The sequence below is a fragment of the Streptomyces sp. NPDC088706 genome (assembly GCF_044752765.1).
GTDB lineage: Bacteria > Actinomycetota > Actinomycetes > Streptomycetales > Streptomycetaceae > Streptomyces.
The window spans coordinates 134,504-146,770 of record NZ_JBIVLW010000009.1; the positions used below are offsets into that span (position 1 = coordinate 134,504).

Annotated in this window: 11 protein-coding genes and 1 pseudogene; 5 read left to right on the forward strand and 7 right to left on the reverse strand. The window is 71.6% G+C overall.

Annotation, left to right across the window (positions count from 1 at the left end; genetic code table 11):
• The 5 genes from ACIQAK_RS21490 to ACIQAK_RS21510 all read left to right on the forward strand — a co-directional run bounded on the left by ACIQAK_RS21490 (position 1) and on the right by ACIQAK_RS21510 (position 5,225).
• Positions 1-1,341 carry a GTP-binding protein gene (locus ACIQAK_RS21490; protein ID WP_366389997.1) on the forward strand — a complete coding sequence of 447 codons (1,341 nt, stop codon included), beginning with the start codon at positions 1-3 and terminating at the stop codon, positions 1,339-1,341.
• Between the two features lie 245 nt (positions 1,342-1,586).
• Complete coding sequence (locus ACIQAK_RS21495) at positions 1,587-2,702, forward strand: aliphatic sulfonate ABC transporter substrate-binding protein (RefSeq protein ID WP_366389996.1); 1,116 nt, start codon at positions 1,587-1,589, stop codon at positions 2,700-2,702.
• A 57-nt stretch (positions 2,703-2,759) separates the two neighbouring features.
• Entirely contained in the window at positions 2,760-3,551 is a 792-nt protein-coding gene (locus tag ACIQAK_RS21500) for an ABC transporter ATP-binding protein (protein WP_366389995.1), read from the forward strand.
• Positions 3,538-4,464 (forward strand): ABC transporter permease, encoded by a 927-nt coding sequence (locus ACIQAK_RS21505; RefSeq protein ID WP_366389994.1) that lies wholly within the window; start codon positions 3,538-3,540, stop codon positions 4,462-4,464. The genes ACIQAK_RS21500 and ACIQAK_RS21505 overlap by 14 nt, the downstream gene beginning before the upstream one ends.
• An 8-nt stretch (positions 4,465-4,472) precedes the next feature.
• A complete protein-coding gene (locus ACIQAK_RS21510; RefSeq protein ID WP_366389993.1) occupies positions 4,473-5,225 on the forward strand; it encodes a sirohydrochlorin chelatase in 753 nt (250 codons plus the stop codon).
• A 12-nt stretch (positions 5,226-5,237) separates the two neighbouring features.
• On the opposite strand, the gene ACIQAK_RS21515 is transcribed toward ACIQAK_RS21510, so the two are convergent.
• The 7 genes and pseudogenes from ACIQAK_RS21515 to ACIQAK_RS21545 all read right to left on the reverse strand — a co-directional run bounded on the left by ACIQAK_RS21515 (position 5,238) and on the right by ACIQAK_RS21545 (position 11,947).
• Complete coding sequence (locus tag ACIQAK_RS21515; RefSeq protein WP_366389992.1) at positions 5,238-5,855, reverse strand: DsbA family protein; 618 nt, start codon at positions 5,853-5,855, stop codon at positions 5,238-5,240.
• Between the two features lie 94 nt (positions 5,856-5,949).
• On the reverse strand, positions 5,950-6,783 hold the full coding sequence (locus tag ACIQAK_RS21520) for an ABC transporter ATP-binding protein (RefSeq protein ID WP_366389991.1): 834 nt from the start codon (positions 6,781-6,783) through the stop codon (positions 5,950-5,952).
• Positions 6,784-6,786: 3 nt separating this feature from the next.
• On the reverse strand, positions 6,787-7,860 hold the full coding sequence (locus tag ACIQAK_RS21525; protein WP_366389990.1) for an iron chelate uptake ABC transporter family permease subunit: 1,074 nt from the start codon (positions 7,858-7,860) through the stop codon (positions 6,787-6,789).
• Positions 7,857-8,880: pseudogene (locus tag ACIQAK_RS21530) on the reverse strand (FecCD family ABC transporter permease). The gene ACIQAK_RS21525 and the pseudogene ACIQAK_RS21530 overlap by 4 nt, the downstream one beginning before the upstream one ends.
• Positions 8,881-9,013: 133 nt before the next feature.
• The gene (locus ACIQAK_RS21535) at positions 9,014-10,060 is read right to left on the reverse strand and encodes an iron-siderophore ABC transporter substrate-binding protein (protein ID WP_366390128.1); all 1,047 of its coding nucleotides are present in this window, start codon (positions 10,058-10,060) and stop codon (positions 9,014-9,016) included.
• Positions 10,057-10,605 carry a DUF1697 domain-containing protein gene (locus ACIQAK_RS21540; RefSeq protein ID WP_366389989.1) on the reverse strand — a complete coding sequence of 183 codons (549 nt, stop codon included), beginning with the start codon at positions 10,603-10,605 and terminating at the stop codon, positions 10,057-10,059. The genes ACIQAK_RS21535 and ACIQAK_RS21540 overlap by 4 nt, the downstream gene beginning before the upstream one ends.
• A 130-nt stretch (positions 10,606-10,735) precedes the next feature.
• Positions 10,736-11,947 carry a S8 family peptidase gene (locus ACIQAK_RS21545; protein ID WP_366389988.1) on the reverse strand — a complete coding sequence of 404 codons (1,212 nt, stop codon included), beginning with the start codon at positions 11,945-11,947 and terminating at the stop codon, positions 10,736-10,738.
• Positions 11,948-12,267: the final 320 nt, after the last annotated feature.

Sequence of the window (12,267 nt, forward strand, 5' to 3'; positions counted from 1 at the left end):
ATGACCACACACCTCGAATCGGGTGCGCAGTTGAGCGCCACCACCCTGCTGCGGTTCGCCACCGCCGGGTCGGTCGACGACGGCAAGTCCACCCTCGTGGGACGCCTGCTGCACGACTCCAAGTCGATCCTCACCGACCAGCTGGAGGCCGTCGAGCAGGTGTCGCTGAGCCGGGGCCAGGAGACGCCGGACCTGGCGCTGCTGACCGACGGGCTGCGGGCCGAGCGCGAGCAGGGCATCACCATCGACGTCGCCTACCGCTACTTCGCCACCACCCGGCGCCGGTTCATCCTCGCGGACACCCCGGGCCATGTGCAGTACACCCGCAACATGGTCACCGGCGCCTCCACCGCCGAGCTGGCCGTGGTGCTGGTCGACGCCCGCAACGGGGTGGTCGAGCAGACCCGCCGGCACGCCGCCGTCGCCGCGCTGCTCCGCGTCCCGCACGTGGTGCTGGCGGTCAACAAGATGGACCTGGTCGACTACGCGGAGCCCGTGTTCGCCGCGATCGCCGAGGAGTTCACCGCGTACGCCGCGTCCCTCGGCGTCCCGGAGATCACCGCGATCCCCATCTCCGCGCTGGCCGGGGACAACGTGGTGGAGCCGTCCGCGCACATGGACTGGTACGGCGGTCCGACCGTCCTGGAGCACCTGGAGACCGTCCCGGTCAGCCACGACCTCACCGCCTGCCACGCGCGCTTCCCCGTCCAGTACGTGATCCGCCCGCAGACCGCCGAGCACCCGGACTACCGGGGGTACGCCGGTCAGATCGCCGCCGGGGTCTTCCGGGTCGGCGAGGCCGTCTCCGTACTCCCCTCGGGCCGCACCACCACGATCACCGGCATCGACGCGCTCGGCGAGAGCGTCGACATCGCCTGGGCGCCGCAGTCGGTGACGCTCCGGCTGGCCGATGACATCGACATCTCGCGCGGCGACCTGATCGCCCTCACCGACGACGCGCCGCCGGTGACGCAGGACGTCGAGGCGACCGTCTGCCATGTGGCGGACCAGCCGCTCTCGGTGGGTCAGCGGGTGCTGCTGAAGCACACCACCCGTACGGTCAAGGCGATCGTCAAGGACATCCCGTCCCGGCTCACCCTGGACGACCTCTCCCAGCACCCGGCGCCGGGGCAGCTGGTCGCCAACGACATCGGCCGGGTCGTCGTGCGGACCGCCGAGCCGCTCGCGCTCGACACGTACGCCGACTCCCGGCGCACCGGATCGTTCCTGCTGATCGACCCCGCGGACGGTACGACGCTCAGTGCCGGCATGGCGGGGGCCTCCTTCGCCGCCGCTCCGGAAGCGGCCGGGGCCGACGACGACGCCGAGTGGGACTTCTGATGACCGACGACTTCTTCTCGACCTTCGCGAAGGAGGGCGGCCGCGTGGGCAGCGGCGCCCTCGGCAGCGGCCAGGGAGGCGAGGGGCGATGTGCGTGATGACGTACGCGCACCGCTTGCGCGCCCACCCGCACCACCCGCACCACCCGCACCGCCCGTACCGCCGAAGACCTGCCGATCTCCCGGCCGCGCCCCCCTGACCACCAGCGGGACGCGCGTACCGGGCCAACGAGAGGAAAGCCTCCCGTGCCTGCCCCCCGTTCCACCGTTCGCCGCTCCATCGCCGCTGTCGCCGCCCTGCCGCTGCTCGCCCTGGCCGCCACCGCCTGCGGCTACGGCTCCGACGCCAAGGACGACGACGCGAAGAAGGCGAACGTCTCCAGCGGAGAGAAGAAGCTCTCCGCGGACACCGTGAAGATCGGCTACTTCCCGAACCTCACGCACGCCACCGCCCTGGTCGGTATCCAGGAAGGCACCATCCAGAAGGAGCTGGGCGGCACCAAGGTCGAGTCCACGACCTTCAACGCCGGCCCCTCCGAGATCGAGGCGCTGAACGCGGGCTCGATCGACATCGGCTTCATCGGCCCCTCCCCCGCCATCAACGCCTACGTCAAGTCCCAGGGCAAGGCCCTGCGGATCGTGGGCGGCGCGGCCTCCGGAGGCGTGAAGCTGGTCGTCAACCCCAAGAAGATCAAGACCCTGGACGACCTCAAGGGCAAGCGGATCGCCACCCCGCAGATCGGCAACACCCAGGACGTGGCCTTCCTCAACTGGATCTCCGAGAAGGGCTGGAAGGTCGACCCGCAGAGCGGCAAGGGTGACGTCTCCGTGGTCCGCTCGGACAACAAGGTGACGCCCGACGCCTACAAGTCCGGTTCGCTGGACGGCGCGTGGGTCCCGGAGCCGACCGCATCCAAGCTGGTCTCCGAGGGCGCGAAGGTGCTTCTCGACGAGAAGGACCTGTGGCCGGACAAGAAGTTCGTGATCACGCACATCATCGTGTCGCAGAAGTTCCTCGACGCGCACCCCGATGTCGTCGAAGCAGTGGTCAAGGGGTCGGTGTCCACCAACAAGTGGATCAAGGCCAACCCCGAAGAGGCCAAGGCGTCGGCCAACAAGGCGCTGGAGAAGCTGAGCGGCAAGCCGCTGCCGAAGGAGATCCTCGACCCGGCGTGGGAGTCCATCGAGCTCACCAACGACCCGCTGGCCACCACGCTCAAGACGCAGGCCGGGTACTCGGTCAAGGCCGGTCTCCTTCAGGACCCGAAGCTGGAGGGCATCTACGACCTGGGCCCGCTCAACAAGATCCTGAAGGCCGACGGCCAGCCTGAGGTCGACGACGCCGGTCTCGGCGTCAAGTAGCCCGCCCACCCGTACCCGGACCCGTCGGATTCCCAGGATTCCCAGGAGGTGACGACCATGGCGACCACCACCCTCACCAAGGCCGAGGACCGTACGGCGGTCGAGCACGCCGCCCGTCTCTCGCACGTCTCGAAGTCCTTCGCCGGACCCACGGGGCAGCAGCTCGTCCTGGACGACATCTCCCTCGATGTCGCTCCGGGTGAGTTCGTCACCCTCCTGGGAGCCTCCGGGTGCGGCAAGTCGACGCTGCTCAACCTGGTGGCCGGACTCGACCGCCCGACCGCGGGGTCCATCGAGACCCCCGGCGGGCGGCCGGCCCTGATGTTCCAGGAGCACGCCCTCTTCCCGTGGCTGACCGCGGGCAAGAACATCGAACTGGCCCTGCGGCTGCGCGGGGTCCCCAAGGCGCAGCGCCGCACCGAGGCCGAGCGGCTGCTCGCGCTCGTCCGTCTCGGCGGTGCGTACGGCAAGCGGGTGCATGAGCTCTCCGGCGGTATGCGGCAGCGGGTGGCGATGGCCCGCGCGCTCGCCCAGGACAGCCAACTGCTGCTGATGGACGAGCCGTTCGCGGCGCTGGATGCCATCACCCGCGATGTGCTGCACGACGAGCTGACCCGGATCTGGCGCGAGACGAACGCCTCGGTCCTCTTCGTCACGCACAACGTGCGCGAGGCCGTACGGCTCGCGCAGCGCGTCGTGCTGCTGTCGTCCCGGCCGGGCCGGATCGCCCGGGAGTGGACGGTCGACATCGAGCAGCCGCGCCGTATCGAGGACACCGCCGTGGCGGAGCTGTCCGTCGAGATCACCGAAGAACTGCGTGGGGAGATCCGCCGACATGGCCAGCACTGACATCACGTCCGGCCGGAAGCGGCCGGACGGACCGGCCGGTCCCGTCGACGCGAAGCCCGACGATCTGGCGGGGCTGGAGGCCGGTCTCGACGCCCTGGACGCGGTGCAGATCCGCCGCACCCCGGTGCGCGAGGTCCTGCGGAGCAAGGTGCTGCCGCCCGTCGTGGCGGTGGCGCTGGTCCTGGTGGTCTGGGAGCTGCTGGTCCGCGCCCAGGTCACCGAGGTCTACAAGCTGCCGCCGCCGTCCGCGGTGTGGGACAGCGCCAAGGCGATGTGGCTCCAGGGCACGCTGCTGGAGGTCGTCTGGACCAGCGTCTCGCGCGGTCTGCTCGGCTTCCTCCTCGCGGTGGCGATCGGTACGCCGCTGGGGCTGCTGGTCGCCCGGGTGAAGCTGGTCCGGGCCGCGATCGGGCCGATCCTGTCCGGGCTCCAGTCGCTGCCGTCGGTGGCGTGGGTGGCCCCGGCGGTCATCTGGCTCGGGCTGAACGACAGCATGATGTACGCGGTGATCCTGCTGGGCGCGGTGCCCTCGATCGCCAACGGGCTGGTCTCCGGTGTCGACCAGGTGCCGCCGCTGTTCCTGCGGGCGGGCCGCACCCTGGGCGCGTCCGGGATCCGCGGGACGTGGCACATCGTGCTCCCGGCCGCGCTGCCCGGCTACCTGGCCGGGCTCAAGCAGGGCTGGGCGTTCTCCTGGCGCTCGCTGATGGCCGCCGAGATCATCGCCTCATCCCCCGAACTGGGCCTGGGTCTTGGGCAGTTGCTGGAGAACGGCCGAAGCAACTTCGACATGCCCGGGGTCTTCCTCTCGATCCTGCTCATCCTGTTCGTCGGCATCGCCATCGACCTGCTGATCTTCAGTCCGCTGGAGCGGTGGGTGCTGCGCAGCCGCGGTCTCCTCGTCAAGAACTGAGTCACGCCATGTCCCACCCCGTCCTCCTCGTCATCGCCCACGGCAGCCGCGATCCTCGCCACGCCGCGACCGTGCACGCCCTCACCGAGCGGGTGCGGGCGCAGCGGCCGGGGCTGCGCGTGGAGACGGCGTTCCTGGAGTTCAACGCCCCTTCCGTGCCCCGGGTGCTGGAGCGCCTGGCCGCGGAGGGGACCGACGATGTGGTCGCCCTGCCCCTGCTGCTGACCCGGGCGTTCCACGCCAAGACCGACATCCCCTCGGTCCTGCGCGAGGCCCGGGCGAGGCTGCCCCGGCTGCGTATCCGCCAGGCCGACGTGCTCGGCCCGTCCCCGCTGCTCCACGCCACGCTGGGGCGACGGCTGCGGGAGGCCGGGGTCCGCCCCGGCGACCTTCCCCGGACCGGGCTGGTGCTGGCCTCGGCGGGGTCCTCCGACCCGGAGGCGATCGCAGTGATCGCTGAAATCGCGCGGGAGCTGCGGCACACCGGTTGGTGCGCCGTGCGACCTGCGTTCGCCTCCGTATCCCTGCCCCGCACCGAGGACGCGGTACGGGCCCTGCGCGCCGAGGGCGTGGAGCGCGTGGCGGTGGCGCCGTACGTCATCGCGCCCGGCCGGCTCCCCGACCGCATCGCGGCGGGCGCGGAGGCGGCCGGGGCGGACGTGCTGGCCGATGTGCTGGGCCCCGCACCGGAGTTGGCGCGGCTGCTGCTGGACCGGTACGACGAGGCGCGGGTGACGGCGCGGGCCTCGCTGTCGGCGTGAGCCCCCGGCCGGTCAGTCGTAGGACAGGCCGCCCGAGCGGGCGCGCTTGAGCTCGAAGAAGCCCGGGTGGTTGGCCAGCACCCGGAAGCTGTCGAAGAGTCCGGCCGCCTCCTCACCGCGCGGGATCGCGTTCAGGACCGGACCGAACCACACCGTGCCGTCGACGTGGATCGTCGGCGTGCCCACGTACGCGTCCTGCTCCGGGTCCTTGCCCGCGTCGTGGCCGCGGGCGACCTCTTCGTCGTACGCCGTCGAGTGCGCGGCCCTGACCAGCTCGGCGGGCAGGCCCAGTTCGGCGAGGGAGGCGGCGATCACGGCGTCGAAGTCCTGCTCCTCGTGCTGGTGGATGCGGGTACCCAGCGCGGTGTAGAGGTCCCGCAGGATCTCCTCGCCGTGGGCGGCGGACGCGGCGACGGCGACCCGGACCGGACCGATCGACTTGTCGACCAACTCGCGGTACCAGGGGGCCAGTTCGTTGCCCTGGTTGTGCAGGTACAGGCTCATGGGCCGGAACCGGAGCTCGATGTCGCGCCGCTGCTCCACCTCCAGCATCCAGCGGGAGGCGATCCAGGCGAACGGGCAGGCGGGGTCGAAGAAGAAGTCGACGGTGGTGCGGTGCGGGGTGCTCATGGTCCCAGCCTAGGAACCGATTGGCGCGGGCTCCCGGGCCAATCGCGTTCCGCTACGGTGGGCCATTCGGGGCTCCACCGGGCGTCCCGGCCGGTCAGGCGAGCGTCTCCGGCGGCCGGCCGGCGGCCGGGGTGTGGTGGCGGCCGACCGGGATCACCAGCGGGGTCCGGCTCACCGGGTCGGTGGCGACCTGGCAGCGCAGTCCGAAGACGTCCTCGACCGTCCCGGCGGTGATGACGTCGGCGGGGGCACCCTCGGCGACGATGGCGCCCTTCTTCATCGCGATGACGTGATCGGCGTACCGGCAGGCCTGGTTGAGGTCGTGCACGACCATGACGATCGTGCGTCCCTCACGGCGGTTGAGGTCGACGACGAGGTCCAGGACGTCGATCTGGTGGGCGAGGTCGAGGTAGGTCGTCGGCTCGTCCAGGAGGAGGACCGGGGTGCCCTGGGCGACGGCCATGGCGATCCAGGCGCGCTGGCACTGGCCCCCGGAGAGCTCGTCCACGGCGCGGTCGGCGAGGTCGGTGGTGCCGGTGGCGGCCAGCGCGTCGTGCACCGCCTGCTCGTCGGCCTTGGTCCACTGCCGCCACCACGTCTGGTGCGGGGAGCGCCCCCGGTTGACCAGGTCGATGACGGTCAGGCCCTCGGGGGCGACAGGCGACTGCGGGAGGATGCCGAGCCGCTGGGCCAACTCCCGGGTGGGGATGGTGTGCAGGGCGCGTCCGTCCAGGCTGACCGCCCCTTCGCGGGGGGCCAGCAGCCGGGCCAGGGCGCGCAACAGGGTCGACTTCCCGCAGGCGTTGGCGCCGACGATGGCGGTGATCCGCCCCGGCGGCACGGCCAGGTCGAGTCCGGAGACGACGGCCCGGTCGTCGTAGCCCAGGTGCAGGCCTTCGGCCCTCAGTTCGGGTTCGGCGGTGGACATCGGTCAGCCTCCTGAGCCCGCGCGGTTGACGCGGATGAGCAGCCAGAGCAGCACCGGGGCGCCGAGCACTCCGGTGACGATCCCGACGGGCAGTTCGGTGCCGGGGATCAGTTCGCGTGCCAGGACGTCGGACGCGAGGACGATGACGGCGCCGGTCAGTCCGCCGGCGAGCGGGGGCGGCCAGGCCGTGCGGCAGAGCCGCTGGGCGATCTGCGGGGCGGCGAGCGCCACGAACGCGACGGGCCCGGCCGCCGCAGTGGCGAAGGCGACCAGGCCGACGCCGGTGAGCAGCACGGTGAGACGGACGGCTTGGACCCGGGTGCCGAGCCCCCTGGCGACGTCGTCGCCGAGTTGCAGCGTACGCATCAGCCGGCCGATCAGCAGGGCCGCGGGGACCAGCACGATCAGGGAGTAGGCGAGGGGCGCGGCCTGCTGCCAGTCGCGGCCGTTGAGGTTGCCGACGAGCCAGCCGAGCGCGGCCTGCGCCTGGAAGCGGCCGCCCCGGGCGAGCAGGAAGTCGGTGACGCTGAGGCAGATCCAGGAGACGCCGATGCCGACGAGGATGATGCGGTAGCCGGTGGTGCCGCGCCGCCAGGCGAGCCCGTAGACCAGCAGGGCGCTGGTGAGGGCGCCGAGCAGGCCGAGGGCCTGGGTGCCGAGGCCGAGGTCCCAGCCCAGCACGATGCCCGCGACGACGGCGGTCCCGGCGCCCTGGGTGAGGCCGATCATGTCGGGGCTGGCCAGCGGGTTGCGGGTCATCGTCTGGAACAGGGCCCCGGACATGCCGAACGCGATGCCCGCGAGCAGTCCCGTCATGGCCCGGGGCAGCCGCAGCTCCTGGACGACGAGCAGGGTACCCGGATCGCCGGAGCCGGTCAGGGCACGGGCGACGTCCTTGAGGGGGATGCCGTACTCGCCGATGGAGACGTTCCAGCACAGGGCCACGAACACGGCGACGGCGAGGCCCGCGCAGACGGCGAGCTGCCGGGGGCGCAGGGTGCCGGAGACCGGCGGGAAGGCGAGGCGGAAGGGGCGGGCGGCGGTCTTCGAGCTCAGGGAACGCGTGGTCACGGTCATACCTCCGCGAGCCGGCGTCGGCGGACCAGGGCGATGAAGAACGGGCCGCCGACGAAGGCGACGATGATCCCGGCCTGGACCTCGACGGGCCGGGCGATCACCCGGCCGAGGATGTCCGCGCCGAGCAGCAGCCCGGCCGCGAGGGCGGCCGAGAGCGGCAGCAGCCAGCGGTGGTCGGGGCCGAGTCCGGCGGACTGGGCGAGGACCCTGGCGACGTGCGGGACGACCAGGCCGATGAAGACGACGGGGCCGATCACGGCGACCGCCGCACCGGTGAGCAGGGTGACGGCGACGACGCCCTGGAGGCGTACGAGGCCGAGTCTGCGGCCGAGGGATGCGGCCACGTCGTCGCCGAGGGCGAGGCTGTTGAGGGCGGGGGCGCTCGCCAGGGCGAGGAGGGTGCCGAGCCCGAAAGGGCAGGATCCGCAGCACGGTGGAGGCGTCCTGGTTGGCGAGCGAGCCGGCCGACCAGAACCGGAAGCGGTCCAGCGCGGCCGGGTCGGTGAGGACGACGGCGCTGGTCAGCGAGGAGAGCACGGCGGTCACCGCGACTCCGGCGAGGGCCAGTTTCACCGGCGTCGAACCGGAGCGTCCCATCCGACCCAGCAGATAGACGACGATGCTCGCCGCCATCGCCCCGGCGAACGCGAACCAGATGTAGCCGAGCAGTGAGCCGATCCCGGCGACCCCGGCGGCGAGCACGATGGCGAAGGCGGCACCGGCGCTCACGCCGAGGATGCCGGGGTCGGCCAGCGGGTTGCGGGTGAGCGCCTGCATCACACAGCCGGAGAGGCCGAGGGCGGCGCCGGCAGCCAGCCCCAGGGCCGTACGCGGCACGCGCACCGACCAGATCACGTCCTCGATGCGGGGCCCGGCCGGTTGCCCGGTAAGCGCCTTGAGGACGTCGCCCGGCGGGATCCGGAGGGCCCCTAGACCGAGCGAGAGCAGGCAGAGCACCACCAGCACGGTGGCGAGCACGGCCACGAGCAGGGCGGGGCGCCATCGGGCGGGGCGGGTCACGGGGCTGGCTCCACGGTCCGGTTCCTCACGGGGGGTTCAGCAGGGGGTCCGTCCCGACGCCACGGGCGGTTCGGCGGGGGTGGTCGGTCCGTCCCGCCGGATCGCGGCGGGGCGGGGTGGGCCGAGGAAGGCGTCAGGAAGCGGGGTGCACGACCTTCGTGTCCGTCTTGCCGTCGACGGCGGCCGACAGCATCGGGACCAGGCGGTCGACGGTGTACGGGATGCTCAGCGGGCTCACGAAGGAGATGGCGCTGCCGAAGTGGCTGCTCTCCTCGATCATCACCTCGCGGCCTTCCTTGACCGCGTCGAGCTTGCCGTACAGCGGGTCGGCGTGGAGCTTCTTGGCGTCCTTGGCCGGGTCGGTCACGATCCAGGCGACGGCGTCGGTGTCGAGGAGGTCGGTGCGCTCCTTGCTGATGTTGGCGCCGAACGCCTCACCGACGACCTTGTCGAGGCCGGTGGGGAGTTGGAAGCCGAGGCCGGTCAGCACGCGGGAACGGTTGTCCTGCGGACCGTAGACGTACATGCCCTCGTACGGCGTCGCCATGACGGCGGTCTTCCCCTTGAACTCGGGGTGCGCGGCCGCGGCGTCGGTGATGTGCTTCTCGGTCCTGGCGACCAGCGCCTTCGCCTCGTCGCTCCTGCCGAGGGCCTTGCCGACCTGTGCCGTCTGGTCCTGCCAGGAGATCCCCCAGTCCGGGACGTCCTTGGGCTGGGCGACGACCGGGGCGATCTTGGAGAGGGTGCGGTACTGGTCCTTGGTGAGACCCGAGTACAGGGCGAGGATCAGGTCGGGGCGGAGCGAGGCGATCTTCTCGACCTGGGGGCCGGTGCCGTCGTCGTGGAGGACGGTGGGGCGTGGCTTGTCGCCGAGCGCCTTCTCGGCCCAGGGGCCGACCGCGCCCTTGAACTCGCCGAGCCACTCGGTGGTGCCGACCGGGGCCTTGCCGAGCGCGAGGACGGCGTCCTGGTCGGAGAGGCCGACGGTGACGATGCGCTTCGGCTCGTTCTTGACGGTGGTGGCACCGTACTTGTGGTCGAGGGTGACCGGGAAGGCCCCCTTCTGCGCACTGTCGGCGGACGGGGCCGCGGAGTCGCCGCTCTCGTCGGACCCGCAGGCGGCGGTCCAGCAGGCGGAGTTCGCCTTCGACGGCCGCGGCCACGGCGGGCGATGGCTCAGACACGTGTCATCTCCACCAGTTTCGCCACGGTGTTCCAGTTGCGGGTGGTGGCGGTCAGGCCCGCGGTCTGCCGGGGGCGCGCCAGCGCTTCGGCCAGCTTGGAGCGGCCGAGTCCGTCGGGAGCGTACAGATAGAGGCAACGGTCACCGAGCGAGAAGGCCTCCGGCAGATAGGCCTGCGCGTCGAGTGCGGCGAAGCGTTCCTTCTCCACGGCCCGGTCGAAGTAGGTGACGTGGAGCTGCTTGCCCTCCAGCTCGGCGGCGGGGAAGGGGCAGGCGTCGGCGACGGCGGTGAGATAGGTGCCGCCGCGGACGATGCAGCCGACGGAGAATCCGAACCGGGCGAGCAGGGCCTGCTCCAGGGAGGCCGCGAGTGCGCTCTCGTCCTCGCTGTCGCTGCGGAAGACGGCGTTGCCGCTCTGCAGGTGGGTGGCGATGTCGGTGTGCCCCAGTTCGCCCAGCACAGTGCGCAGTTCCGGCATCGGGACCCTCTTGTGGCCGCTCACATTGATCCCGCGCAGCAGCGCCGCGTACGTGGTCTTCATGGCCCCACACACTAGTGCGATCTTCCTTCCGGCGCGCAGCCGCCGCGCCCCGTGGGGGAGGGCGCGGCGGCGGCTGTCACGCGAGCGGTGCCGGACGGTGGCGGTGGGGCGCCGCCGTCCGGCAGCGGTGCTACTCGACGATCTTGAGGAGCTTGTTCGCCGTGCCCTCGGTCGCGTTGGAGATGGCGTCCGGGGTGGCTCCCCCGGCGAGTGCCGCGGCGACCTGCTCCGGGGTGGCGTCCTGGTGGCCCGCCAGGTAGACGGCGGCCGCGCCGACGACGTGCGGGGTCGCCATGGAGGTACCCGAGATGGTGTTGGTTCCGGTGTCGCTGTCGTTCCAGGTCGACGTGATGTCCGAGCCCGGCGCGTAGATGTCCACGACAGAGCCGAAGTTGGAGAAGTCCGACTGCTCGTCGGCCTCCGTGGACGAGGCGACGGTGATCGCCTCGGGGACGCGGGAGGGCGAGCCCTGGCCGGCGTCGCTGGACTCGTTGCCCGCGGCCACGCCGAAGGTGATGCCGGCGGCGATGGCCTTCTGGACGGCCCCGTCGAGGGCCGGGTCGGCGCCGCCACCGAGGCTCATGTTGGCGACGGACGGCCCGGAGGCGTTGGCGGTGACCCAGTCGATGCCGGCGATGACCTGCTCGGTGGTGCCCGAGCCGTTGTCGTCCAGGACCCGGACACCGACGATCTTGGCCTTCTTGGCGACCCCGTGCGCGGCCCCGGCGATGGTGCCCGCCACGTGGGTGCCGTGCCCGTTGCCGTCGTCGGCGTCGTCGTCGTTGTCCACCGCGTCGAAGCCCGAGGTGGCGCGACCCTCGAAGTCCCCGTGGGTGACGCGGACACCGGTGTCGATGACGTACGCGGTGACGCCCTCACCGCCGGCGTCGGGGTAGTTGTACGCCTTGTCGCCCGCGGTCCCGGCCTGGTCCACGCGGTCCAGACCCCACGACGGGGGGTTCTCCTGGGTGGCGTTGATGCTGAACTTCTTGTTCTGCACCACCTTGGCGACGGACGGGTCGGCGGCGAGGCGCTTCGCCTCGGTCTCCGAAAGGCCGCTGGCGGAGAAGCCGTTGATGGCGGAGGAGTAGTTGCGCTGGAGCTTGCCGCCGTACTCCTCGGCGAGCTTCGACTTGTCCGCCTTCTCGCCCAGCATGACGATGTAGCTGCCGGAGACGGCGGTCGCGGCGTCCGTGCCGTAGACCGTACCCAGGGGGGCCGGCGAGGCTCCGGCGAACGAGGTTCCGAAGAAGGTGACTCCGGCCGCGGCTGCCACGGCGGTGATCGCGGCGGTCAGCTTGGTCCGGTTGGTCCGACGGGCGGTGCGCTGGTGCTTGGCCATGAAGAGGGGTCTCCTCGTCAGTCTCTGTGGGGGGATTGACCTCCGGCCGGAAGATCTCCGGGGGTTGGCTCGAAACCCTGACCGATTGACGAGCACAGATCAAGACCCCCTTGCAGCTGTGACTTACTCAACAAGGTTTCGTAACAAGAAATCGGCCACGGCGGGCCACAACGGGCGGCGAGCGTCAACACGCCGGAAACAACGGCGGATCGGCAGGCCGCGAATGGGGTTCGAACACAAAGAACCAGCAGCTCACGGCCGTTGCCGGAGCCGGCGCTCCACCGCACACCGCCCTCACGTGCGCCCGGCACCGGCACCGC

What these genes read in the sequence shown, in the direction of transcription:
- ACIQAK_RS21525 (WP_366389990.1), bottom strand. Translation starts at nt 7,860, where the DNA reads ATGACCGTGACCACGCGTTCCCTGAGCTCGAAGACCGCCGCCCGCCCC.
- ACIQAK_RS21500 (WP_366389995.1), top strand. Translation starts at nt 2,760, where the DNA reads ATGGCGACCACCACCCTCACCAAGGCCGAGGACCGTACGGCGGTCGAG.
- ACIQAK_RS21510 (WP_366389993.1), top strand. Translation starts at nt 4,473, where the DNA reads ATGTCCCACCCCGTCCTCCTCGTCATCGCCCACGGCAGCCGCGATCCT.
- ACIQAK_RS21545 (WP_366389988.1), bottom strand. Translation starts at nt 11,947, where the DNA reads ATGGCCAAGCACCAGCGCACCGCCCGTCGGACCAACCGGACCAAGCTG.
- ACIQAK_RS21505 (WP_366389994.1), top strand. Translation starts at nt 3,538, where the DNA reads ATGGCCAGCACTGACATCACGTCCGGCCGGAAGCGGCCGGACGGACCG.
- ACIQAK_RS21515 (WP_366389992.1), bottom strand. Translation starts at nt 5,855, where the DNA reads ATGAGCACCCCGCACCGCACCACCGTCGACTTCTTCTTCGACCCCGCC.
- ACIQAK_RS21490 (WP_366389997.1), top strand. Translation starts at nt 1, where the DNA reads ATGACCACACACCTCGAATCGGGTGCGCAGTTGAGCGCCACCACCCTG.
- ACIQAK_RS21520 (WP_366389991.1), bottom strand. Translation starts at nt 6,783, where the DNA reads ATGTCCACCGCCGAACCCGAACTGAGGGCCGAAGGCCTGCACCTGGGC.
- ACIQAK_RS21540 (WP_366389989.1), bottom strand. Translation starts at nt 10,605, where the DNA reads ATGAAGACCACGTACGCGGCGCTGCTGCGCGGGATCAATGTGAGCGGC.